Source organism: Chitinophaga costaii (assembly GCF_900094705.1).
Lineage (GTDB): Bacteria > Bacteroidota > Bacteroidia > Chitinophagales > Chitinophagaceae > Chitinophaga > Chitinophaga costaii.
On sequence record NZ_FMAR01000002.1, the window covers coordinates 1 to 25,035 of the forward strand.

At 47.4% G+C, this 25,035-nt stretch carries 25 protein-coding genes; 10 read left to right on the plus strand and 15 right to left on the minus strand.

From position 1 onward, the window contains the following. Positions 1-362: 362 nt before the first annotated feature. The 6 genes from GA0116948_RS03105 to GA0116948_RS03130 all read right to left on the minus strand — a co-directional run bounded on the left by GA0116948_RS03105 (position 363) and on the right by GA0116948_RS03130 (position 4,295). Entirely contained in the window at positions 363-1,145 is a 783-nt protein-coding gene (locus GA0116948_RS03105) for a penicillin-binding transpeptidase domain-containing protein (RefSeq protein WP_089708954.1), read from the minus strand. A 96-nt stretch (positions 1,146-1,241) separates the two neighbouring features. Continuing rightward, positions 1,242-1,742, minus strand: a complete 501-nt coding sequence (locus GA0116948_RS03110) for a lipocalin family protein (RefSeq protein ID WP_089708956.1) — start codon at positions 1,740-1,742, stop codon at positions 1,242-1,244. A 134-nt stretch (positions 1,743-1,876) separates the two neighbouring features. Further along, positions 1,877-2,269 carry a hypothetical protein gene (locus GA0116948_RS03115; RefSeq protein WP_123891738.1) on the minus strand — a complete coding sequence of 131 codons (393 nt, stop codon included), beginning with the start codon at positions 2,267-2,269 and terminating at the stop codon, positions 1,877-1,879. A 62-nt stretch (positions 2,270-2,331) separates the two neighbouring features. Further along, positions 2,332-2,859 carry an RNA polymerase sigma factor gene (locus GA0116948_RS03120; protein WP_123891739.1) on the minus strand — a complete coding sequence of 176 codons (528 nt, stop codon included), beginning with the start codon at positions 2,857-2,859 and terminating at the stop codon, positions 2,332-2,334. A 259-nt stretch (positions 2,860-3,118) separates the two neighbouring features. After that, complete coding sequence (locus GA0116948_RS03125; protein WP_089708963.1) at positions 3,119-3,616, minus strand: hypothetical protein; 498 nt, start codon at positions 3,614-3,616, stop codon at positions 3,119-3,121. A gap of 211 nt (positions 3,617-3,827) precedes the next feature. Further along, complete coding sequence (locus tag GA0116948_RS03130; RefSeq protein ID WP_089708966.1) at positions 3,828-4,295, minus strand: SRPBCC family protein; 468 nt, start codon at positions 4,293-4,295, stop codon at positions 3,828-3,830. 78 nt (positions 4,296-4,373) lie between these two features. On the opposite strand from GA0116948_RS03130, the gene GA0116948_RS03135 reads away from it, so the two are divergent. From GA0116948_RS03135 to recR, 3 genes are all read left to right on the plus strand, one after another. Next, a complete protein-coding gene (locus GA0116948_RS03135) occupies positions 4,374-7,535 on the plus strand; it encodes an ATP-dependent DNA helicase (RefSeq protein WP_089709540.1) in 3,162 nt (1,053 codons plus the stop codon). Between the two features lie 151 nt (positions 7,536-7,686). Then, positions 7,687-9,075, plus strand: a complete 1,389-nt coding sequence (locus GA0116948_RS03140) for an Ig-like domain-containing protein (RefSeq protein WP_165798388.1) — start codon at positions 7,687-7,689, stop codon at positions 9,073-9,075. A 188-nt stretch (positions 9,076-9,263) separates the two neighbouring features. Then, positions 9,264-9,884 carry a recombination mediator RecR gene (gene recR / locus GA0116948_RS03145; protein ID WP_089708970.1) on the plus strand — a complete coding sequence of 207 codons (621 nt, stop codon included), beginning with the start codon at positions 9,264-9,266 and terminating at the stop codon, positions 9,882-9,884. Positions 9,885-9,983: 99 nt separating this feature from the next. Here the strand turns inward: recR and GA0116948_RS03150 are convergent, their stop codons facing one another. Continuing rightward, positions 9,984-10,175 carry a hypothetical protein gene (locus GA0116948_RS03150; protein ID WP_089708972.1) on the minus strand — a complete coding sequence of 64 codons (192 nt, stop codon included), beginning with the start codon at positions 10,173-10,175 and terminating at the stop codon, positions 9,984-9,986. Between the two features lie 360 nt (positions 10,176-10,535). On the opposite strand from GA0116948_RS03150, the gene GA0116948_RS03155 reads away from it, so the two are divergent. From GA0116948_RS03155 to GA0116948_RS03175, 5 genes are all read left to right on the plus strand, one after another. Continuing rightward, entirely contained in the window at positions 10,536-11,552 is a 1,017-nt protein-coding gene (locus GA0116948_RS03155) for a homocysteine S-methyltransferase family protein (protein ID WP_089708974.1), read from the plus strand. Between the two features lie 45 nt (positions 11,553-11,597). Further along, entirely contained in the window at positions 11,598-14,342 is a 2,745-nt protein-coding gene (metH, locus tag GA0116948_RS03160) for a methionine synthase (protein WP_089708976.1), read from the plus strand. Positions 14,343-14,352: 10 nt separating this feature from the next. Further along, the gene (locus tag GA0116948_RS03165; protein ID WP_089708978.1) at positions 14,353-15,117 is read left to right on the plus strand and encodes an exodeoxyribonuclease III; all 765 of its coding nucleotides are present in this window, start codon (positions 14,353-14,355) and stop codon (positions 15,115-15,117) included. A 24-nt stretch (positions 15,118-15,141) separates the two neighbouring features. Beyond that, entirely contained in the window at positions 15,142-15,444 is a 303-nt protein-coding gene (locus GA0116948_RS03170) for a DUF4286 family protein (RefSeq protein WP_089708980.1), read from the plus strand. A 395-nt stretch (positions 15,445-15,839) separates the two neighbouring features. Then, positions 15,840-16,109 (plus strand): HU family DNA-binding protein, encoded by a 270-nt coding sequence (locus GA0116948_RS03175; RefSeq protein WP_089708982.1) that lies wholly within the window; start codon positions 15,840-15,842, stop codon positions 16,107-16,109. A gap of 99 nt (positions 16,110-16,208) precedes the next feature. On the opposite strand, the gene GA0116948_RS21875 is transcribed toward GA0116948_RS03175, so the two are convergent. The 8 genes from GA0116948_RS21875 to GA0116948_RS03215 form a co-directional block, all read right to left on the minus strand. After that, positions 16,209-16,424 (minus strand): hypothetical protein, encoded by a 216-nt coding sequence (locus tag GA0116948_RS21875; RefSeq protein ID WP_449384872.1) that lies wholly within the window; start codon positions 16,422-16,424, stop codon positions 16,209-16,211. 98 nt (positions 16,425-16,522) lie between these two features. Then, positions 16,523-17,179, minus strand: coding sequence for a pyridoxamine 5'-phosphate oxidase (gene pdxH, locus GA0116948_RS03185; protein ID WP_240619168.1), 657 nt, complete (start codon positions 17,177-17,179; stop codon positions 16,523-16,525). A gap of 212 nt (positions 17,180-17,391) precedes the next feature. Next, positions 17,392-18,105 carry a UMP kinase gene (gene pyrH, locus GA0116948_RS03190; RefSeq protein ID WP_089708987.1) on the minus strand — a complete coding sequence of 238 codons (714 nt, stop codon included), beginning with the start codon at positions 18,103-18,105 and terminating at the stop codon, positions 17,392-17,394. Positions 18,106-18,254: 149 nt separating this feature from the next. Beyond that, positions 18,255-19,079, minus strand: a complete 825-nt coding sequence (tsf, locus tag GA0116948_RS03195) for a translation elongation factor Ts (RefSeq protein WP_089708989.1) — start codon at positions 19,077-19,079, stop codon at positions 18,255-18,257. 138 nt (positions 19,080-19,217) lie between these two features. Further along, the gene (rpsB, locus tag GA0116948_RS03200; RefSeq protein WP_089708990.1) at positions 19,218-20,234 is read right to left on the minus strand and encodes a 30S ribosomal protein S2; all 1,017 of its coding nucleotides are present in this window, start codon (positions 20,232-20,234) and stop codon (positions 19,218-19,220) included. A gap of 51 nt (positions 20,235-20,285) precedes the next feature. Continuing rightward, positions 20,286-20,675, minus strand: a complete 390-nt coding sequence (gene rpsI, locus GA0116948_RS03205) for a 30S ribosomal protein S9 (protein WP_089708992.1) — start codon at positions 20,673-20,675, stop codon at positions 20,286-20,288. A 14-nt stretch (positions 20,676-20,689) separates the two neighbouring features. Then, positions 20,690-21,133 carry a 50S ribosomal protein L13 gene (rplM, locus tag GA0116948_RS03210; protein ID WP_089708994.1) on the minus strand — a complete coding sequence of 148 codons (444 nt, stop codon included), beginning with the start codon at positions 21,131-21,133 and terminating at the stop codon, positions 20,690-20,692. A 252-nt stretch (positions 21,134-21,385) separates the two neighbouring features. Beyond that, positions 21,386-22,078 carry a zinc metallopeptidase gene (locus GA0116948_RS03215; RefSeq protein WP_089708996.1) on the minus strand — a complete coding sequence of 231 codons (693 nt, stop codon included), beginning with the start codon at positions 22,076-22,078 and terminating at the stop codon, positions 21,386-21,388. A gap of 650 nt (positions 22,079-22,728) precedes the next feature. On the opposite strand from GA0116948_RS03215, the gene radA reads away from it, so the two are divergent. Both radA and GA0116948_RS03225 read left to right on the plus strand, forming a co-directional pair. Continuing rightward, positions 22,729-24,099 carry a DNA repair protein RadA gene (gene radA / locus GA0116948_RS03220; RefSeq protein WP_089708998.1) on the plus strand — a complete coding sequence of 457 codons (1,371 nt, stop codon included), beginning with the start codon at positions 22,729-22,731 and terminating at the stop codon, positions 24,097-24,099. Between the two features lie 84 nt (positions 24,100-24,183). Continuing rightward, the gene (locus GA0116948_RS03225; RefSeq protein WP_089709000.1) at positions 24,184-24,882 is read left to right on the plus strand and encodes a ComF family protein; all 699 of its coding nucleotides are present in this window, start codon (positions 24,184-24,186) and stop codon (positions 24,880-24,882) included. Positions 24,883-25,035: the final 153 nt, after the last annotated feature.

A 25,035-nucleotide genomic window follows, 5' to 3' on the forward strand; every position in this document is an offset into this window, starting at 1 on the left:
ACCGTGCTTCATACACCGTTTCCGCACGTCGGTGAGATCTCCCACGGTAAGACGATAAACTTTCATTCCATCTACCCGCACCATCTACAGTACTAGGTCCGTGTAATCTTTGGGCTTCGCTTTGTTTGGCAAGCTTACCCCCACAGCTTCTGCCTAATGGTGTTCGTGTTCCTCGGGCCAGAACTTTGCCGACAGCTTCCTTCAGATTCCACCTCGCGATGGACACCCTTGCTCTTGGCTAATGGTTGGCGATTACATACCCCCATAACGGACTTACACCGTCTAGTTTATCGCCATGCGTGGCGCACCAAAAAAAATCGCACGCCCCGATGCGGAGCGCGCGATGCCCATATGTTTTAAACTTACTTTTCGCCTTTAAAATAACCAGCGGCCAACAGGATGTCCCGGGTGGTTTGGAGCTGTATTTTCTTCATATCAAAAGCCGGGTCTTCCGATTCTATGTTTAACACAAAAAAAGTAGGATGGCGGTTTTCTTCTATCCAGCCTACTACCCAGCCCACGTTTTTCTTACCCATTTTTCCGGCGCTGATTTTATAGCTCAGGGTATACTTACTGGTATTTTCCTGCAACATCATTTTGCGCACCTCTTCCATCGAGGTTTTGGTAAAAGGCAGGTTGTCGAAATATAACTTTTTGGCAAAGCCTAGTTGCTCATCGGCAGATATAAGCAGGGTATTGTCCAGCCAGAACCGGTCTATGCTGTCTATTTTCATATTGCCATACTTCACGCTATCCATCCAGGCGGCCATATTCTGCCGGCCTATCAGGCGGGCCATTTCCCTGAAATGCGCATCATCACCAACCTTGAAGGCCTGGTCGGTACTTAGGTTTTGGCCCGTTACACTGTCGGGAATTACCGTGCTGGTGTGGGGTATTTTGCCGGTTTGTAATGCTATCAGGGTGTTTAAAATATCGAAAGTACCGGAGGGCGGGAAGCGGAGGCGGATGCGGTCCATGTTATATGCCTGAAACTGTCCCTGACTATTATCGAATAACATGAAGCAGCCTTCTGCTTTATTTTTCGTAAAGTATTTTTCCCAATCGTGTTCAATCTTCACATTGTTCGGAGCGCAAGCACCCAGGCAGCATGCCAGCGCCAGTAAGATCCAGCCAGCTTTTTTCATGATATTGATATTCCGGTTTGGCTGCAAAGGTAATGGTTGGGGCATAAAAAAGGCGCGCCGTAATGGCACGCCTTCTTAATATTTTAATACAATGACTTATTTGCGCTGGAAGCTATACACCAGGTAGCCGGTTTGACCCTGGAAACCCACCGCGGCCCGCCAGGTCATGGAAGTAGCCTGCACATCACTGAGGGATACTTTGTAACCGGTGGTCACATTCTTGGCTTTGTCTCCGTTGAACAGTTTTTTAAACTGGAACACATTATCTCCATTTTCCTGGACAATGCTCCAGATAATGGGCTGGTTGCCGGTGCTGCAACCATTGTCGGTAGCAGTAAGGGTAAAAGATCCTTTGTTATTGTTGGATACAAAATCCCATTGGCTACCAATAAAGCATTGGTAAGGCGCTTCATCGAAAATACTCACTTTGGAACCTTTAGGGATACCGTCGAATTGAATATCCGTCAGAATCCAGGAGCCATTCAGGGCTCTTTTGGAAAAGGAAGTGGTGCCGGTAGCGGCGGTTTTAGGGGCGCAAGACACCGCAAAAAAAGCGAGGAAAAGGCCACAAAGCGCAGTCAGTGTAAGGTGCTTCATGTTAATGCTACTATTTTAAAAATTTAAAATCAGGGTGTAAAGTAAACGCATAAAAGACAAGAAACATACCAAAGTAATTTGTTCGGAGCACTTTAAGAGAAACAAATATAGGGGATGATCTGCTGTAATGAGATTTAACGGGGAACAGTAACATTTTGCTGCTGGCGCATATCTTCCAGTTTGTCCTGGAGCACCTGGGTTTTAAAGTAATAGTATACAGCAGCTACCAGGCATATCTTGCAGAGTACTACAATGGCAATTACGATAGGCCGCCAGGAGCGGTGCACCGAGATATAAGTGCCTTCCTTAGGCTGCATGTTGATGAAGGTGTAGTGCTTACGGCGTTCATCTTCTTCCTCCTGTTGTTGGGTAGATTTCCAGTTCAGACGCTGCTGTATGCCCTCCCATACCCGGGAGGGAGGTGGCACCGCTTCTCCCAGCGCAGCCTTTTCCATGCGGTTTTCTACCAGGGCGATTTCCATTTCCAGCGCCGGGTATAGCTTACGCATGAGTCGGAACTCCGCCACTTGATCTTTTGTAGCCAGACCTAGCAGGTAACTTTCTATAATTCCGGTTGATATGTATTGCGCTAGCTCCAATTTGATTGTAGATATTTTCTGAATTCGATCATGGCAACCGATAGGGATTGCTTTACTTCATCTTCCTCCCGATCCAGGAGCCGGGCTATTGCCTGCGTACTCAGACCTTTGTAATAGCACAGGCGAAATACCTGGCTGCTTTGTTCTGGCAAGTGGGCCGTAAACCGTTGTATGTAGTGGGCATTACTTAAAGTCAATTGCTGATCCTCCACTTTTACTTCCGCTGCCATAGAGGCGGGTGAAGTGTCGCGGAGGGATATTTCCCGGGCCTGTTTCATTAACCAGGTAAATAAAGAAACATGATCCGATTCGGTGAATGCATGGATATTTTGAAACGCATAAGTGAACACTTTCACCAATATTTCATTGGCCTTTGCGCATTCCGGGATGAGCTGTAATACTATCCCATAAAGAGCACCGCCATATTTATCATACAAGAGCCGTTGTGCAGCAGGATCGCCGGCCATCAGCCGCGCGATCAATAATGGATCATTACTATGCGAAGGAAGTTGTGGCAAGTGCTGAAAGTCGCTGATTTACACTAATGTACTAATTTCAACGAAATAATCAACTACTTACCCTTATGAAAATTTTGTTATGTAGCCTTCCTGTGCGATGTAAAAATAATAGCCACTAGATTAACGACAAATAATTAGGAACGGATTTTTGTGCAACGGTTTGCTTTAGCTATTTCCCCTTACGAACCCCTGCAAAGCAAAAAGGATGGCAAATCGGCGACCTTCCCTTTTTTGGGCCAAAGGGTAGTAACAAGGGCCGTTAGGAAGCTACCTCCAGTTTTAAAATAATCTGCCCACTTTCTGTTTCATACACATCGGCCATACTGAGGTTCAGCGATGTATCTGCTTGCACGGAAGGTAACTTATTAATGTTTTCACGGAGAGCCCGGATAAGGTCTACGCGGGAAAAACCAGCAGCAGAAGTCTTAAGTACAAAACTGGCCGCCTGCGGAAAGGTGGTAACTACTGTAACGCTAGTGTAAGGCAGCACAATCTCACCGGCATTGAGCAGCTTATGGAGGTCTGAAGCTGCTTGAGCAAGATTTACCCAGGGAATAATGCCCTTGGCAAATACCTTGGCTTCATCGCCTTCCGCCTGTACCTGGAATTCAATGGTGGAGAGAAGATCGCCCGGATCGGCGGTCAGCACCGTGGCTGATGGATGGGCAGCCATCGCTATTTTTCTATGTTGGGCCATGGCAGGCACAGTAGTAGCCAGGAGTGCCAACACGGCACCGGCTATTATCTTGGATTTCATAGTACAACGATTTTACAGCAAATAGTGAATGTAATATAGAAATAATTAACATATAAACAAACTATGATTGCAGAAAACTTTTCATAACAAGAAGCCTCCGTGGATAACCCGCTCCTGCCTTCTTCCTACCATATCTACCCAAAGCATGATCAAAGACTGGGATACGCCAGGTTAAAACCCATCACGGGGGCCGGAAAAATAAAGCCCCGGTTCAGTTCATACTGCCAAATAATTGTTCAATAGCTTCCCGCCGGTAGGCAAAAATATCCTCCAGTTGCCGGTTCACGAAAAGCTTTCCGGCCAGCGTTCCCAAAAATCCAAGGGGCAATTGATAATGTACAATATCTGTCATTTTGATCCCGCCAGGTACCGCCTCAAAATGGTGCTGGTGGTGCCACAGGGCGTAAGGACCTTTCTTTTGTTCATCCACAAAATACCGCCCCTCCTGCACATGGGTGATCTCCGTCATCCAGGCCAGGGGTATGCCCAGCAGGGGGCGAATGAAATAAGTAATCACCTCCCCCGCATACATGCGCGCCACCGGCGGGGAAGTGATGCGGAACCGCATGTAGGCCGGCGTTATTTTCTCCAGATTTCCTGGCCGGGAAAAGAAGTTCCAGGCCTGTTCCAAGTCAATGGGAATATTTTGGGTACGCTCCAAACGGTGTATGGCTGCCATGATTTAACATTTACTACGCACAAACATAGCGTACTGCCCGCATATATTTGTGCCAGCACTATTACCTATTTTTACAACATGGCCATCATATTTAACCAGTATAATCAACGCTTCCAGGAAGTTTACGAACGCCTTAACGAGCGGCAACGCAATGCCGTAGACCACACAGAAGGCCCGGTAATGGTAATAGCCGGTCCCGGTACCGGCAAAACGCAGATTCTGGCCTCCCGCATCGGCAAGATCCTGCGCGATACCGACTTCCTGCCACAGAATATTCTCTGCCTTACGTATACCGACGCCGGTACAGTGGCCATGCGCCGCCGCCTTACCGACTTCATTGGCCCGGATGCCTACCGGGTGCATATCCACACTTTCCACTCCTTCTGTAATGAAGTGATTCAGGACAACCTCGGCCTGTTCGATAAAACCATACTGGATCCCATTTCTGACCTGGAAAAAATACAGCTCCTCAAAAAGCTGATCGACGGTTTTAAGAAAGACAATCCTTTAAAGCGCTACCGGGGCGATGTGTATTTCGATATGAACAACCTGGCCAACCTGTTCTCTACCATGAAGCGGGAAGGCTGGACCTCCACCTTCATCCGCGAAGCGGTGAACGTTTATATTAATGACCTGCCCACCCGCGACGAATATATTTGCAAACGCGCCACCAAGGATTTTAAAAAAGGCGATGTACGCACCGATAAGATACTGGTAGAAAAAGAAAAGATGGCCCGTCTGCTGGCCGCCGTAACACAGTTCGACGTGTTCCAGCAACTGATGCTCACGGCCAACCGGTACGACTTCGACGATATGATTAACTGGGTGATCCGCGCATTTTCCGAAAATCCTGGCCTGCTGGCCGATTATAAGGAAAGGTTCCAATACATACTGGTAGACGAATATCAGGATACCAGCGGTACCCAAAACCACCTGATCCAGTTACTGGTAAAGGATGAAATTAAGCCCAACATCTTTGTGGTGGGCGACGACGATCAGTCTATTTACCGCTTCCAGGGCGCCAATGTGGAGAACATGGCACAATTTGCAGACAGCTTCTCCGACTCCCTCCGCACCATCGTTCTCACCCAGAACTACCGCTCCGTGCAGGAAATACTGAACGTATCGATGACGCTGATAGAACACAATGGCCATTCCCGCCTGGTAAACCAGTTGGATGGCCTGAGCAAAGACCTGGTAGCCGCTAATGAACAGCTCATTCCCCTCCACCTGCAACCGGTCATACACCGCTATAACACGCCGAAGGATGAAATGGCAGGTATTACCATGCAAGTGCAGCAACTACTCCAGCAAGGCACCCCGCCCGGCAAGATCGCGGTAATATACCGGGAGAACCGCTACGGGGAAGAGCTGGCCCAGTATTTCCGCTTGCTGAACCTTCCTTTTTATTCCAAGCGCAGCATCAACCTGCTGGAGCATCCTTTTGCCAAAAAAGTACTTACCCTCCTCCGGTATGTAGCCGCAGAGCTGGATACGCCCTACAGTGGCGACGACCTGCTCTTCGAAATCATGCACTACGATTTTTACAACATAGCGCCGGTAGAAGCCGCCAAGGCCACCATCCGCGCCACGGAAAAGAGTTACCAGGAAAAAACCTCGCTGCGCCAATACCTAAAGGAATGGGCCGCCACGCGCAACCTCTCCCTCTTCTCCGACACCCCGGAAGAAGCCATTGTGCAGCTAAGCCGCACCACCGAAAAGTGGATTAAGGAAGCCCACAACGTAACATTACAGCAGCTTTTTGCCGACATCATCCACGAGGGGGGCGTCCTGTCTTACATTATGCAATCGCCGGAAAAGATCTGGCTCATGAAGGTTTTACAGGCGCTGTTCGACTTCCTTAAAGAAGAAACCCGCCGCAATCCGGACCTGACCATTGTAACCTTCATGGAAATGGTGAGCCTAATGAAAAGCAATGGCCTGCCCATTCCACTCGTACAGGTATCTGGCAATGAAAAAGGCATTAACCTGATCACAGCCCACGGCTCCAAAGGCTTGGAATTTGAATATGTTTTTATGGCCGGCACCAACTCGCATGTATGGGAGAAAAAACGGAAGAACAATAGTGGGTTTGCCTTTCCCGATACAGTATTCACCACCCAATCGCTTTCCAGCGATGAGCAGGAGCTGCGCCGCCTGTTTTACGTGGCGGTAACACGCACCGAAAAACACCTGTACATCAGCTACCCCGAATTCCGGGCAGATGGCAAGCCGCTGGAGCCCAGTATGTTTATCAGCGAAATACAGGAGCAACATGTGCTGCCCAATGAGCGTATAGAACATACGCCCGAGGCCATGTTTGAATTTGAACTACTGCATTACCACCAGCCCCAGGCCCCGGAAATACAACGGGTAGACCATTTGTTCATCGATCACTTGCTGAGCAACTTTGTGATGAACGTAACGGCGCTGAATAATTACCTGGATTGCCCCCTGGGCTTCTTCTATAAAAACCTGGTGCGGGTACCCACCGGTCGGTCTGAGAACACTGAATTTGGATCGGCCGTACACTATGCCATTGAAAAGCTGTTTGTGAAAATGCAGGAAAATGGGCGCAATGAATTTCCCGCTAAGGAAGAGTTCCTGCGCGATTTTGGTTGGAGCATGACGCGCAACCGCGAATGCTTTACCCGCGAGGCTTTTGCCCGGCGCATGGAATATGGCAAGGACATTCTCAGCGAATATTACGACACCTACGTACACACCTGGAATAAGATTGTAAGCGTAGAACGCAATGTGCGCAATGTAGAGATAAAGGGCATTCCCATTAAAGGCAAGGTGGATAAAATGGAGTTCGATGGCCAGCAGGTGAATGTAGTGGATTACAAAACCGGCGATTATGAAAAGGCCATCAAGGAATGGAAAAAATTTGAGCGGCCAAACGACCGCAATCCCAATGGGGGCGACTATTGGCGACAGGCCGTGTTCTACAAAATCCTGCTGGACAATTACAAGGTTAAAAACTGGAAAGTAGTCAGTACCGAGTTCGATTTCATTGAACCCAACAAACAAAAGGTGTATCACAAAGAAAAAGTAGTCATCACCCCGGACGACCAGGAAGTGGTAACCAGCCAGATTGTGGACGTATGGAATAAAATACAGAATAAGGAATTTTACATCGGCTGCGGCAAAGAAGACTGCCACTGGTGCAATTTTATCAAGGATAACAAAATGCATGTGGCCTTACACGACCTGCTGGAAGAAGAAGATGCGGGATAAGCCTTCGCAGGGCGGCCATTCGCCGATCGTTGCCAACGGCTAAGGCATGTTTTTCCGTACATTTGCGCGTACTTTTTTTGAATCGTCAGATATGAATCGAAATTTCGGGGCCTTTGCGTTTTGGCTGGTCTGTATTATAGCTTCCTGTTTTATGACGCACTGCGCCAATATTGTGCCTCCCTCCGGTGGGCCCAAGGACACGCTGCCTCCGGTATTGCTACAGGTAACTCCCCTCGATTCTTCCCTGCACTTCAATTCCCATAAAGTGACCTTCATTTTCGATGAATATGTGCAGTTAGATAATGTGAACGAAAAACTGGTGGTATCCCCCACGCTGAAACGCCCACCCGTGGTAACAGCCAAGCTGCACTCCGTAACCATGGTGATGAAAGACACCCTGCAGCCCAATACCACCTATACCTTCAACTTTGCCGACGCCATTAAAGATGTGAATGAGCGCAACTCAGTACCGGAATTTGTGTACGTAGTATCTACCGGCAACTACCTTGACTCCCTCCAAATGAGCGGGCATATTGTAAACGCCGAAATAGGCCGGGTAGATAGTAACGTAGCCGTGCTGTTGTACCGCAATACCAGCGATTCTGTAGTGACCAAGGAAAAACCCGTATACTACACCAAATCCCGTGGCGACGGTAGCTACCACTTTAAAAACCTGGCTCCTGGCACCTACAAAATGTTTGCAATAAAAGAAGAGAACAAAGATTTGCAATACGATGATCCCGCCGAATTGATCGCCTTTCCCGACAGCCTCATAACGATTAGCCAGAACCTGCATGATGTGAACCTACTCATTTTTGCAGAAACAGATACTACGCTTAACAAGAAGGAAATAGACAGTAGTAACCTGCCAGCGCCACCTAAGAAAGAGAAAAACAAAAAGCCCCGCCTGCAAATGGGCGTGAACCTGGACGGAGGCACCAAACAGGAGCTTACCGAACCCCTGCATTTAACATTTAATTTCCCCATCAAATCTATCGACACCACCCGCATGGAACTGGATGAAGATACCACGCTGGACCCGGTAGAATTTACTACCTCCTTCGACTCTACCCATACCAAACTAGACGTGGGCTACAAGTGGAAGTCTGGCCTGCCCTACCGCCTGGTGGTACTGCCCGGTTTTGTGATAGATACCAATGGCAACAGCCTGCGCCGGGCCGATACTGTGAGCTTCACCGCCAAACGTACACAGGACTATGGGGAAGCCTTGGTAAAACTTACCCTGAGCGACAGTATGCGACTGGCCCAACAGGGCGATACGGTTCATTATATAATAGAACTGGTCAAAGACAAACAGATTAAATACTCCGGCGATATCACCAAAGGCGTCTGGATACAACACCTGATCACTCCCGGCGATTATGAGCTACGCGTTCTCATAGACCAGAACCATAACGGTAAATGGGATAGGGGCCTGTATTATGGCAGCCCCAAGCGACAACCCGAGCGGGTGGTCACCTTCCCGGAAATACAGCATATTAAAGCCAACTGGCTGGTAAAACCAGATTTAAAATTATAGGAAGGCAAAGATATTACGCAGCAGGTATTGCGTACCAGGCATTTCGTTACAAGCCATCAATAGAAGTAAGGGGCCTGTAGAGATAGCTCGCGGCCATTATAGGGCCGTCTCTCCGCCCCGCCCGCTGTGCCTTATGCCGGGTATATAATACCTCGTTCATAATATCTAATAGATTTATCTTTGTAACTATGATTTTCTCTTCTGCGCTGATAGAAACTGCAGTAAATGAATTTGCCCGCCTCCCGGGTATTGGGAAGAAGACGGCGCTAAGGCTGGTGCTGCATTTGCTTAAACAAGACTCCTCCCAGGTACAGCAGTTCAGCGATGCCATGGCCCGCATGCGGGAGCAAATAAAATTTTGCAGCCACTGCCACAATGTTTCTGATGACGAAATTTGTTCCATCTGCGCCAGCCATACTCGCAATGACGACCTGGTGTGCGTGGTAGAAAGCATCCGCGATGTGATGGCGATTGAAAATACCCAGCAGTACAATGGCCGCTATCATGTACTGGGCGGTATCATCTCCCCCATAGACGGCGTAGGTCCCGAACAATTAAATATTCACACCCTGGTAGAACGCGTACGCGAAAAGGGCATCACCGAAGTGATCATGGCCCTAAGCCCCACCATTGAGGGAGACACCACTATTTATTATTTGTCTAAGAAACTAAAAGACCTGCCTGTAAAGATCACCACTATTGCAAGGGGCATTGCCTTTGGGGGCGAACTGGAATATGCGGATGAGATGACGCTGGCACGCTCTATTTTTAACCGCCTGCCGTTAGAAAATTACGTACAGCAGAAATAAAAAAAATACGGGTGCTCGATAACACCCGTTTGTTTTCAACCTGTAATTCCACGTTATGAAAATATAATTGACCAGTTATTGACTGGTAAGTTTTTACTTTTAATTTTTTTGTTGTCCGGAGTTGGCAGCTTTACGCTCCTGCCGCTGCTTTTCCCACTGGTCCAGTTCTATTTTGTTGAGGAAGCACACCTTGAACACTTCTGGCTGTGTATTGCTTTCTACTGCCACCGCATGCAGCCCATATTGCGCCAAGTGTTGCTCTAGGCGCTGTATGTCCTTTGAGATTGTCATGGTAAATGATTTTGTTGTAATAAAAAAAAGAATAGTAACCGGGCTATGCACAACAGCTACAAGATCCTGCATTACAAGCGGACACTGGGGTGGTACGAGCGGAAAAAGAAGAAAACTGGTTCATGACGTAAACGCTGTTGATTGATTACCCTACAAAAGTAGTAGACTTTTACAATTCTCCAAAATATTTTTTTGTGCATCGCGTCCTATTCTGATCCAAAACCAGGCCGGAAGGGCGTATAATTGTTATTTGCACAGATGATGACGGGGTTTGTTATCTTTGCATACCAATCCGGTGGTGGATTTGTTTATTGTTCGACCGCTGGGAATTCTTAACCGTAACTAATAAACAGCTTTTACATGAAATCACTTGCCGACTGCGCCCGCGAGCGCATCCTGATCATCGATGGAGCCATGGGTACCATGATCCAACGTTATAACCTCGAAGAAGCCGATTACCGGGGCGAACGTTTCGCTAATTATCCTAGCGATCTAAAAGGAAATAACGACCTGCTCAGCCTCACCAAACCGGAAGTTATTTCTGCCATTCACGAGGAATATCTCCTTTCCGGTGCAGACATCATAGAAACAAATACCTTTAGCAGCACTACCATTGCCCAGGCAGATTACGATTTGCAGGAGCTGGCTTATGAGCTAAATGTGGCTTCCGCCCGGCTGGCCAAAGCGGCCGCGCTAAAATTTACTGCACAAAATCCCGACAAGCCCCGCTTTGTAGCCGGCGCCATCGGCCCTATGAACAAAACCCTGTCCCTGTCGCCGGATGTAAACGATCCCGGTTTCCGCTCCGTAACTTTCGACGAAGTAGTCGTTGCCTACCACGAGCAGATTGCCGGACTGGTGGAAGGAGGGGTAGACATCCTGCTCATTGAAACCATTTTCGATACGCTAAACTGCAAAGCCGCCATTTTTGCGGTGAAACAGTATTTCCGGACCACGGGCAAAAAAGAATTGCCCATTATGATCTCCGGTACCATCACCGACGCATCCGGCCGCACCCTGAGCGGGCAAACGCTGGAAGCATTCTACATTTCCGTAATGCATGCACGCCCCTTTTCCGTAGGTCTTAACTGCGCCCTGGGTGGAGAGCAGATGCGCCCCCATTTGGAAGAGCTGTCACGCATAGCTAGTTGCTATGTAAGCTGCTATCCAAATGCCGGCCTGCCCAATGCCTTCGGCGGTTATGACGAAGAGCCTGAATATACGGCCCACATTATTGAAGACTTTGCCCGTTCCGGTTTTGTGAATATCGTGGGTGGCTGCTGCGGCACCACACCCGACCACATCCGTCATATGGCAGAGCATGTGAAAACAATACCCACCCGTCAATTGCCGGTGGTGGCCGATGCACTTGTATAATGACTATTTTTTTATTCAACTTGCATATCCCCTCCCTTTTAATAAATGAGTACCTCCAATATTAACGCTATCACCACAGATACCGAACGCATTATTCGCCCTTACCTGCGCCTGAGTGGCCTGGAGCCGTTAGTGGTGCGGCCAGAGACGAATTTTATTAACATCGGCGAACGTACCAACGTAACCGGCTCAAAGAAATTTGCACGCCTCATCCGCGAAGGACAGTATGAAGAAGCCTTGTCCGTAGCCCGGCAACAGGTGGAAAACGGCGCGCAGATACTGGATGTGAATATGGACGACGCCCTGCTGGACGGGCAGGCCTCCATGACCACCTTCCTTAACCTGTTGGCCGCAGAACCGGATATCTCCAAGATCCCGGTGATGATAGACTCCAGTAAATTCAGCATTATAGAAGCGGGCCTTAAATGCCTGCAAGGTAAATGTGTGGTAAACTCCATATCGCTGAAAGAAGGCGAAGCAAAGTTTATTGAACATGCTATTATCTGCAAAGCCTTCGGCGCGGCCGTGGTGGTAATGGCCTTCGATGAAAACGGCCAGGCAGATACCCTGGAAAAACGCGTGGCCTTCTGCCACCGCGCTTATAAGATCCTCACCGAGCAGGTAGGCTTCGACCCCCAGGATATTATTTTCGATCCCAATATCTTCGCCATAGCCACTGGCATCGAAGAACACAATAATTATGCAGTAGAGTTTATTGAAGCTACCCGCAGGATCAAGCAGCTCATGCCGCTTACCAAAATAAGCGGTGGGGTAAGCAATATCTCTTTCTCCTTCCGTGGTAATGATCTGGTACGCGAGGCCATGCACAGTGTGTTCCTTTATCACGCCATTAAAGCGGGCATGGATATGGGTATTGTAAACGCCGGCATGCTGCAGATATACGACGATATTCAGCCCGAGCTGCGCGAATTATGCGAAGACGCCATTCTCAATCGCCGCAGCGATGCCACCGACCGGCTAATTGCCTATGCCGAAACCGTTAAGGCAAAAGGCAAGGTCATTGAAAAGGACGAACGCTGGCGCCAGGGAACCGTACAGGAACGCCTCAGCCACGCCCTGGTAAATGGCATCACCGATTATATAGAAGCAGATACGGAAGAAGCCCGGCAGTTATACAACCGTCCGTTGGAAGTGATCGAAGGCCCCCTCATGGATGGCATGAACGTCGTAGGCGACCTCTTTGGCAGCGGTAAAATGTTTCTGCCCCAGGTGGTGAAAAGTGCCCGCGTGATGAAAAAATCGGTGGCTGTACTGACGCCTTTTATTGAAGAAGAAAAACGCCTGAACGTAGCCACCAATGGCGGAGAAATAAAATCGGCCGGCAAAATTCTGCTGGCCACCGTGAAAGGTGACGTTCACGACATCGGCAAAAATATCGTTGGTGTAGTGCTGGGCTGTAATGGCTACGAAATTATAGACCTCGGCGTAATGGTACCCGCCGAAAAAATATTACAAACCGCCCGCGAAGAAAAAGTGGATATCATTGGTCTCAGCGGCCTTATTACCCCCAGCCTGGACGAGATGGTACACGTGGCCCGCGAGCTGAAACGCCAAAACTTTAATGTGCCTTTGCTCATTGGCGGCGCCACTACCTCCCGCACCCACACCGCGGTGAAAATTGCACCGGAGTATGTACACGGGGTAGTACACGTGCTAGACGCCTCGCGTAGTGTAACCGTAACCGGTAGCCTGCTGAACATGGCGCTGAAAAGAAACTTCCTGACTGAAGTGCAAAGCGAGTACGTAAAACTCAATGACGCATTCAAAAACAAGAAGCAGGTAAAACAATACCTGCCATTTGCTGAAGCACAGAAGAATAAAATGACCATCGACTGGAATACGTTTACGCCAGTGCGACCTAAGTTTACCGGCGTGCGGAAATTTGAACATTACCCCCTGGAAGAAATTGTTCCTTATATCGACTGGCAACCCTTTTTCATTTCCTGGGAGCTGCATGGTAAGTTCCCGCAGATACTTAGCGATGACATTGTGGGTAAAGAAGCCACGAAGCTTTATGCAGACGCCCGCGACCTGCTGGATAAAGTGGTAAAAGAAAAATGGCTGCAAGCCAATGCCGTGGTTGGCTTCTGGCCGGCCAATGCAGTTGCCCCCGATACTATAGCTGTAACACCAGAACAACCCGAAATTAGCCCCGTGCGCCTGGAAAGTATTCGCCAGCAGATAAAGAAGGCTCCAGGCCAGCCCAATATGTCGCTCAGTGATTTCATCGCTCCCATAGAAAGTGGCAAGCAGGATTATATTGGCGGCTTTGCGGTAACCGCAGGCATTGGTATAGAGCGATGGATTCAGCAGTTTAAAGAAGAGCATGACGACTATAACAGTATTATGCTTAAAGCCCTGGCAGATCGCCTGGCGGAAGCCTTTACGGAGCTTATGCACGAAAGGGTGCGCAAAGAGTTCTGGGGTTATGCCACGGAAGAACACCTGAGTAATGAACAACTTATTGGGGAAGCCTATAGCGGCATTCGCCCGGCACCCGGCTATCCCGCCTGCCCGGAACATACTGAGAAATATAAATTATTCGACCTGCTGAATGCTACCAACAATACCGGCATTACCCTTACCGAATCATTGGCCATGTATCCGGCGGCAAGTGTTAGTGGCTGGTATTTTGCAAACCCCGCTTCCAAATATTTCGGCATCGGCAAAATCGAAAAAGACCAGGTGGAAGACTATGCCAAACGCAAAGGCTGGACCGTGGAAGAAGCCGAAAAATGGCTGCGCCCAGTATTGGAATACGACATGTAATCTATTGCTCATGAGGATTATATCTTACAATGTGAATGGCCTGAGATCGGCCATGACCAAAGGTTTTACAGAATGGCTGAAAACAGACCCCGCAGACATTATCTGCATTCAGGAAACGAAAGCGCAGAAAGACAATGTAGACTTTTCGCAGTTCGATGCCCTTGGATATGAGCACTACTGGCACTCCGCCACCAAGAAAGGATACAGCGGCGTTGCAGTACTTACTAAAATCAAACCAGATAATGTTATTTATGGCACCGGTCATCAACAAAGCGACTTTGAGGGCAGAGTAATCCGCCTGGACTTTGGCGATATCACCCTAATCAATGCCTACTTCCCCTCCGGCACTTCCGGTGAGTTACGCCAGTCTTATAAATATCAATGGCTTGAAGAGTTCCATGCCTTTCTGCTGGAACTGGCCCAAACCCGGCCCAATCTGGTGGTATGCGGCGATTACAACATCGTACACAAGCCCATTGATATACACGATCCGGTAAGCAATAAAAACTCCACCGGTTTCCTGCCGGAAGAACGCGCCTGGATGGATAAGTTTTTCGCCAGCGGTTTTGTAGATACCTTTCGCCACTTTAATAAAGATGCTCAACAGTATAGCTGGTGGAGCTTCCGGGCCAATGCAAGGGCAAACAACAAGGGCTGGCGCATTGATTACATTAACGTTACCACGCCCATGCTGGAGAAATTATCCAATGCCTACATCATGCCCCATATAAAACACTCCGACCACTGCCCTGTATTCCTGGAGCTGGATGTTTAATACATTCGTTTCATAAATTTGCTCATGATCATTTACAACATAACTACCAAAGTTTCGCCCATCATCGAAGGCGCATGGCTTGCCTGGACCAAGCAGGATTACCTGCCCGCCATCGTGCAGACCGGCCTTTTCCACGACTTCCGCGTATGCAGGCTACTGGATCAAGATGATAGCGACGGGGCCACATATGTAGTCCAATGTTTTACGGATACGCTGGAGAATTATGAGACCTATTTACAAGAACATGCACCTTCCTTTTTAAAAAAAGCAACCATGCGTTTTGGCGATCAGTTTGTTTCTTTCAGGACTATTATGCAAATCGTATAAATCTAGCTTCCGTTAGTATAATATTATCCATATAAAAGCCCGCCAGACCTGGTGTTTACGGGCTTTATTGTATCGGTAGGCAGTCCTTTACATCTAAACTTATCCACAGATAATCCACCGCCTGCAAAGGGTTTGAAGGTTTGGTATAATACTTGGTAGGTCTTGACATAACAAATGGAAAGCATTGGAAATCAGCCACCACCGGGACTTTGCGCCTTTCTTTCATCTTTAAGCGAATTTGCTTTACAAACGGCCGATCCGCTGTAACCTTTACCTGTAGGCGCTTTCAGCCGATAAAAAACCTTTTGTAAAAGGTTTAAAAAATTTGGTAATCTGATAAAACGCTTTATATTTGCTCACATCAAACATTTTTCACTAGTTAAATCTTACTAACTATGAACAAAGCCGAATTAATCGACAAAGTTGCCAAAGATGCTGGCGTTACTAAAACGCAGGCTAACGAAGCCCTGGATTCTTTTACCAAAGCTGTTGCTGATACCCTGAAAAAAGGTGGCAAAGTAACCCTGGTAGGTTTCGGTACTTTCTCAGTTACCAAACGTGCTGCACGCAACGGTAGAAACCCTCAGACTGGCCAGATCATCAAGATCAAAGCTAAGAAAGTGGCTAAGTTTAAAGCCGGTAAAGCTTTATCCGATAAGCTCTAACCACTTCAAACAACTCATTCAAGCAAGGAACAGTTTTTGTTTCTTGCTTTTTTGTTCCTATAAAGGCCTGACGCGAACGATATAGCGGAAAATTGTGATTTAATCATTATTTTGCAGCCGGAAAGCCGCATTTAGGGCTAATCTCAAATAAAAACTACAAACAAATATTATCATGGGTAGAGGTGACGTAAAAACCAAAAAAGGTAAGATCTTTAAAGGATCTTTCGGTAAAGTAAGACCAGCAAAACAGGTAAAAAATACAACTGCTGCTGCTGGCAAAGCCGCCGCCGGCAAATAATCCGTTTCGAACTTCATAAGTTAATGGTTAATGGTCAAACCGGAAGCGAAAGCCCCGGGCTGGCCATTAACCATTAACTTTTTCAGGCATATCCCGCCGCACTACGCTATCTATTTTAAGGCGCCAGGCGGGCTATTTTCCATTGCCCTTCTCCAATCTGCGTGTACAAAATACGGTCGTGCAGCCGGTTGCTTCTTCCCTGCCAAAACTCTACTGCCGTAGGTTTTACCACGTAACCACCCCAGTATACAGGCCTTTTCGGTACATCCAACACATATTTTTCTGCCAGCAGGTGTACCTGCTCTTCCAACAAGGCACGATCAGCAATCACCTGGCTCTGTGGCGAGGCAATTGCGCCAATACGGCTACCCAACGGACGACTGTCGTAATATTGATCGCTAATGGAAGCTGTCGCCTTAGATACCACCCCTTCAATACGCACCTGGCGTTCCAGCTCCTGCCAGAAAAACAGCAGCGTTACATAAGGATTCTCTGCCAGCTCATGCCCTTTGCGACTTTCATAATTGGTGAAAAACATAAAGCCTTCTGCATCATAACTTTTCAGCAATACGATCCGTGCAGATGGCTTACCTGATTTAGTGCTGGTGGCCAGCGTCATGGCATTTGGCTCAGCAATATCGCTGTGTGTGGCTTCCTGCCACCATTTATCGAATTGTGCAATGGGCTGCGCCGCTACCCCACTTTCATCGAGCGATGCAAGTTTATAGTCCCTGCGTAAATCTGCTATCTGCTGGTTTAACATCGTGAACATTTTGATGTTTCAAAGGTAAATGTATTACCCTAAATGCTGTCTAATAAAACACATGCCACTATGGTGAATAATGTCAATGGTCCCTTCCTATATTACCAGCCAATGGGCTGCCACAAAGCATTCCGTCGAATGACGATACTTATTCACTATGGGAATGCGCATAAAAAAAGGGCCTCCATTGCTGAATGCCCTGTTTCTATATCTTTTGCAAATTATCCTTTTACCAGGGTACCCACGGGCTTGCCCATGATCACCTGCATTAAGTTGCCTTCCTTGTTCATATCAAAGACAATAATGGGCAATTTATTTTCCTGGCAAAGCGTAAAGGCCGTCATGTCCATTACGTTGAGGGATTGCTTATATACTTCCGAAAAAGTGATCGTTTCATAGCGGGTAGCCGTAGGATCTTTCTCTGGATCGGCGGTGTAAATACCATCTACCCGCGTGCCTTTTAGAATCACATCGGCTTGTATTTCGATAGCGCGTAGTGAAGCGGCCGTATCGGTGGTAAAGTAAGGGTTGCCTGTACCTGCCCCGAAGATCACTACGCGCCCTTTTTCCAGGTGGCGGATAGCGCGGCGGCGGATATATGGCTCGGCAATCTGTTCCATCTTAATAGCAGATTGCAGACGGGTGTAAAGGCCTGCTTTTTCCAAACCGCTCTGCAAGGCCATCCCGTTGATCACGGTAGCCAGCATCCCCATGTAGTCACCATGCGCACGCTCAATACCTGTTTCCGCTTCATTCATACCCCGGTAAATATTCCCGCCCCCAATTACGATGGCCACCTGGATACCCAGGTCTGTGATAGCCTTCACTTCTTGTGCGTATTTAGTAATTACCTTATGATCAATTCCATAACTATTTTCCCCCATCAGGGCTTCGCCGCTCAATTTGAGCAGGATTCGCTTGTACTTTGGCAACATGCTGCTTAGAAAGGTTGTAAAAAGGTGATTTGCAATGCTATTCCCGCCTCCGAATATAAGAATTCTGTGGTAACCTGCCGCTTCTTTCCGGGCGGGCGTAAAAAAAAGGAGAGAATTGCGTTTCTCTCCTTTCTTTTTTTAAGGTGTTATTATCCCAAAGCAACCCGCTTGAAGGCTGTTACCTTCAGGCTGGCATTTACGGATTTCAGATAATCTGCAACGGATTTGTTATTATCTTTTACGAAAGCCTGACCCAGCAAAGTGCTTTCTTTAAAGAATTTATTCACTTTGCCAATGGCAATTTTTTCTGCCATGTCACCGGTTTTACCTTCGGCTTTGATCTGTTCTATTGCAATTTCTTTTTCGCGGGCAATGGTTTCAGGCGATACGGAATCTGCATCGATAGCGATGGGATTCATCGCAGCAATTTGCATGGCTACGTCTTTACCCACTTCTTCCGATACAGGAAGAGAAAAACCTACCAGTACACCCATACGATAAGTACCGTGTATGTAAGCAGTAACCCCGGCTGCATCAATTCTTTCAAACCTGGTCAGGGAGATCTTTTCACCAATCCTGGCCACCTGGTCGTTGATCTTGTCGGCCACTGTAGCACCGTCTAGCTGGGCGGCGTTCAGTTCATCTACAGACTTCGCACCACTGGTCAAGGCCAGGTCTACGATAGACTGTGCGAACTTTATAAAGTCTTCATTTTTTGCTACGAAGTCGGTTTCACAACCAAGTGCTACGATTACACCGGAAGTACCGGCAGCAGTAGTTTTTGCGATGATTACACCTTCCTTGGTTTCACGGTCTGAACGTAGTGCGGCTACTTTCTGACCTTTTTTGCGAAGGTAATCCACTGCTTTTTCAAAATCACCATCACTTTCTACCAGTGCTTTTCTACAGTCCATCATACCGGCGCCAGTTTGCTGACGCAATTTGTTTACATCAGTAGCTGTAATTGTTGCCATGAGCTATATTGATTTAAAAGTTTTTTAAATAAATGCTTGCTTATAATATGGTGAATGGTTAACGATAATCAGCCTACGGCAGAAAAATATGGACTGCCGCCTGACGATTACAATTAACCATTAACCCTTTACAAAATCTTAACGACTGCCGCCGCCGGGACCACGACCCGGTCCACCTGGACCACGACCACCGCCGCCAGCACCGGAAGGACGACGTTGTCCACCGCCAGCACCGCCGGGACGGCTACCGCCGCCACCAGGACCACGACCAGGGCCACCCGGGCCACGGCCAGCACCACCGGGTCCACGACCTGGGCCACCAGGTCCACGGCCAGGACCACCAGCACCGCCGGGTCCACGACCACGGCGATTACGTTCGCGATCGTCGCCACCTTCTACGTCGAAGTTAGCTGCGGAATCGTCTGTATCTTCTTCTTCGGTTACATCATCTGTTTTTTCTACTGCTCTTTCGGACAGGCCTTCAGCAATAGCAGCAGCGATGTAATTCACGATAATGGAAATCGATTTAGTTGCGTCATCATTCGCAGGAATAGCGAAGTCCACTTTAGTAGGATCGGAGTTGGTGTCTACCATGCCGAAGGTAGCGATACCCAGGCGTTTAGCTTCCAACAACGCTATATGTTCGTGCGCGATATCCACGATAAACAGGGCAGACGGAACACGTGCCAGTTGGGCAATACCACCCAACACCTTTTCCATTTTTTCCTTATCACGGGTCAAGGTCAGACGTTCTTTCTTGGTTACATTTTCGAAAGTGCCATCGCTCAGCATTTTTTCGATGCTCTGCATCTTCTTTACGCTTTTGCGGATGGTGGAAAAGTTGGTCAGCATACCACCTAACCATCTTTCTGTAACGTAAGGCATATTCACGCGGCGTGCCGTTTCACTCACAATTTCTTTGGCCTGTTTCTTCGTCGCAACAAACATGATCTTTTTACCGCTTTTAGCGATAGATTTCAGGGCCGCTGCTGCGTCCTGCAAACCTTCTACGGTTTTATTCAGATCGATAATATGAATACCTTTCTTTTCTGCGAAAATGTAAGGCAGCATTTTAGGATTCCACTTTTTCTTCAGGTGACCGAAGTGCACACCTGCTTCCAGAAGCTGCTGCTGTAATGAGGTATTATTTTCCATGATAACTTATACTCAATTAAAGAATGATGAATGCTAAAGCTAAGTAAGGGATTAGCGTTTAGAGAACTGGAAGCTTCTTCTTGCCTTACGTTTACCTGGTTTCTTACGTTCAACGCCACGGGAATCGCGGGTCAGTACGCCTACGGCTTTCAGTGCAGGACGGAACTCAGCGTTCACTTCGCACAGTGCGCGGGCAATACCCAGCTTAATTGCTTCAGCCTGGCCTTTAATGCCACCACCATTTGCATTAACCTTCACGTCGAACTTATCCAGTCCTTCGATCGTTTTCAGTGGCAGTTCTACCTGGTTCTGCAGGTATACCAGGGGAAAGTATGTTTTATAATCTTTGTCGTTTACCGTAATAGCGCCGGTGCCTTTGCTAATGTATACGCGGGCAACTGCTTCTTTACGACGACCTACTGTGTTCTTTTGCTTTTCCATTTATGAAAGAAAAATTAGAAAGTTAAGGGAGAAGGTTTCTGTGCAGCATGCGGATGCTCAGCGCCTACATATACAAAGAGTTTCTTATACATCGCACGGCCCAGGCGGTTTTTAGGAAGCATGCCTTTTACAGCTCTCTCCACCACCAACTCGGGACGACGGTTCAGCACGTCCTTAGCGATTTCTTTCTTCTGACCGCCGGGATAACCGGTATAAGTCAGGTATTCTTTGTCTGCCAGCTTGTTGCCAGTGAATTTCACCTTTTCGGCATTGATCACGATAATATAATCTCCGCAATCAGTGTGGGGCGTATAGTAAGGTTTATTCTTACCTCTAAGGATGGCCGCGATTTTCGCGCACATTCTGCCCACCGTCTGGTTCGTAGCGTCTACGATGTGCCATTCGTGCTTTACGTAAGCGTCGTTGGCCGATTTTGTTTTGAAACTTAAAGTATTCATTTGAAACGATAAAAGTTTTACGTCTGTAAAATTCTTCCTGTTTTCAGGGAGGGCAAAGGTATGCAGGGATATTTAAATAACCATACATTTAAGCCACTTTTTTATACAGCACCTTTGTAAGATTCTGATTTTCAATAAAAAATTTGACAGTAAGTTTTCAACAGCTTGTGCAAACCATCCATTCCCGCTATTTTTAGGCATGAAAAGGCCCGCCGAAAGGCAGGCCCTATGCTAAAATATTAAATGCAATGATTAGTTACGGCGACTGCCACCCATATAAATCAGGATGTATTGTACCAGGATAGCGATGGATGACAAGGCAGCGATCACATAGGTCATAGCGGCCCATTTCAGGGCATCCTTGGCCATATCATGTTCCTCGCGGTGTGTTATCCCGGCACTATCCAGCCAGGCCAACCCACGACGGGAAGCGTCAAATTCTACCGGTAGGGTAATTACGGAAAACAAGGTCGTAACTGCAAATAGCACAATCCCCGCCAGCAGCAACTGGGGAAATGCGTGTATGAGCAACACTCCGCCCATTAGCACCCACGGAACAATAGTATTGCTGAACTGTACAGCAGGGACCAGCTTTGAACGCAATTGCAACCAGGAATAGCCTGTAGCGTGCTGGACGGCATGTCCACACTCATGAGCGGCCACAGCAGCAGCCGCGACGTTGGACCCAGCGTACACGTCCGGGCTGAGGTTCACGGTTTTATCTGATGGATTATAATGATCAGAAAGGAACCCATTTACCGAAATTACCTGAACATCGTAAATGCCATTGTCACGAAGCATTTTTTCAGCCACCTGGCGGCCGGTAAGCCCGGACGAGAGCGCTACAGAAGAATATTTCCGGAAACGGCTCTTCAGCAAGCCACTTACAATCATGCTAATGACCAGGAAAATAATGGAAATAAAGAATACACCAGAGTTCAGCATATGATATAATAGAATTTTAAATTATAATGTAATATTAAAGAAAGCTGTACAAATTAGCATCCAACCCGTCTAAAATGGCAGGATTTAAGATTTTGTTAAGAAAAGGACGACATTTTTTCCACATTAAATTACAACGTCGCCAAAATAAAAATTTATGACTGCCTTTTTGTCAAACACAAACTGAAAAACTGACAAAATAGCTATTTTGTCAGCCTAAGTACGTCGCATAAATGCAACTTTTTTGCCCCGTAAGAAGGCCTTTTTTATTCTTCGCAATCAGCTTTTTATGAGTGATTATTGCCTATAATATTGTAGGGATCCGTCTGCCGAAACGGCGGCTGGACGGGCATCTATACAATTTTAAATTGACTTTAAAGTTATTCACACCCTTCAAATAAACTTTTTTATTCTGAAGCCATTTTGTAATTTAGACGTGAATTTAATGGGTTAGTAAGTAGAAAGAGCCAACGGAATCTTCCGTTTGGCTCTTTTATTTTTTAGCTCTCTTTTTAACCCCCTATTTTATCTTTTCGATGTTCCAGACATTACGTTTTTAACCTTTCCCTTTTTGTTTTTTAAAAAAATTCTATCCAAAGCGTAACGGGTGTTATCATTTTACATGGTTACACTTTCACTTACCTTTATGCAATATGAGTAAGATTAAAACGGCTTTTTTTTGCCAGCATTGTGGTTATGAAGCAGCCAAGTGGACGGGTAAATGTCCAAGTTGTGGACAATGGAATACATTGGTAGAAGAAAAGGTAGTAAAAAAAGACACGCCTTTGCGTCAGCAGGAATGGAAAACAGAGGCCTCTAAGACATCTAAAACCGTGCATCTCGATCAGGTGAACGCCTTGGAAGAAAAGCGCTGGATAACCCCCGACGCAGAACTGAACCGGGTGCTGGGAGGCGGCATAGTGGCGGGTTCCATCGTATTGGTGGGCGGCGAGCCAGGCATCGGTAAGTCTACCTTATTCTTACAGGACGCCCTGCAAATGACACAGCTCAAAACGCTTTATATTAGTGGTGAAGAAAGTGAATCACAGATCAAGATGCGGGCCAACCGTCTCAATATAAAAAACGACCAATTTTACTTGCTCACAGAGACCTCTACCCATAGTATTTTTGAGGAAATAAAAAAATTGCAGCCAGACTTGGTGATCGTGGATTCTATCCAAACATTGCAATCACCATTTATAGAATCTGCACCTGGTACTATATCGCAAATCCGTGAAACAGCCGCAGAGATGCAACGCTTCGCTAAAGAGAGTAATACACCGGTATTTCTCATTGGCCATATCACCAAAGATGGTTCTATTGCAGGCCCCAAAATATTGGAACATATGGTGGATACAGTACTGCAATTTGAAGGCGACCAGCACTATGCCTACCGCATCCTCCGCACCATCAAAAACCGTTTTGGCAGCACTTCCGAGCTCGGCATTTATGAAATGACCGGCCTGGGACTTCGCCAGGTAACGAACCCTTCTGAAATATTGATGTCACAACGGGAGGAAATGCTGAGCGGTGTGGCCATCGGTGCCACACTGGAAGGCATGCGCCCCATGCTGGTGGAAGTGCAGGCGCTGGTAACGCACTCTGTGTACGGAACCCCACAAAGAACGGCTACTGGTTTTGACCTGCGCCGCCTGCAAATCCTACTGGCTGTGCTGGAAAAACGGGGCGGTTTTCATTTTGGGGTGAAGGATGTATTCCTGAATATTACAGGCGGCATTCGTATTGAAGACCCCTCCATAGATCTGGCGGTGCTGTGCGCCCTGCTATCGTCTTTTGAAGACCAGGTGATCCCACAAAAGGTATGCTTTGCCGGTGAGGTGGGGCTGAGTGGGGAAATCCGTGCGGTGAACCGTATTGAACAGCGTATTGCAGAAGCGGAGAAGCTGGGCTTTGAGAAAATATTTATTTCCCGCTATCACCAGAAAGGAGTAGACTTTGGCAAGTTCAATATCCAGGCCGTAACCGTAGGACGGGTGGAAGAAGTTTACCAGCAATTGTTTTAATATATTAGGGCAATACCTGTGTAGCGTAATACACCGGCATAACGTTTCCTGTTGTAAAACCAACCCAACCCTTATTGCAACACCATGCGTATCAGCCGTTTCCTGGCCCCGCTGGGACAGTTATTTTATCCGCATAATTGTGATGCCTGCGGCAGCGAACTAACGCTGTCGGAGGAAATCCTTTGCCTGCGATGTTTGCACAAATTGCCCCTAACGCGCTACCAATTGATAGACAACAATCCGCTGCAGCGCACTTATCGCGGACGGGTAGATATCCAACATGCTTTCGCTGCTTATTATTATGAACCCGGTTCGCCGGTACAGCAATTGGTACACCAGTTCAAATACCTGGGCCGGGAAGATATTGCCCATTTCTTGGGACGAAAGATGGGGCGACTGTTGCAAGAAAGCCCGTGGAGGAATGCAGTGGATGCCATTGTGCCAGTGCCACTTTATACTGATAAGCTCAAACAGCGCGGCTATAACCAGGCTTTATTGCTGGCCGAAGGCATGAGCGAAATATTACAGATAGCCGTATGGCCCCACGCCATACGTAGGCACAGGCCCGGCACCTCCCAAACCCAAAAAGGACGATTAGATCGCTGGCAGCAACTAAAGGATATGTTTTCCCTGGGCGATGCTGTAACCCTTGCTCAGCAGCATGTGCTGCTGGTAGACGATGTAATTACCACCGGCGCCACCACTGAGGCCTGCGCATCCTTGCTACTACAAATACCAGGCACTTGTGTAAGCATATGCAGCCTGGCAGTGGCAGAAAGTTGATGTGCCTGTCCGGACCATACGATCCTGACGCTATTACTATTTTAAAATATAGCTTACTTCAGACAAAAATGTGTTCTATGGTAACAATCATTGCTCAATTATGCTTGATCTTTGTAATACTGGCAACCCTTTATAAAATTGCCCCGGATTTAA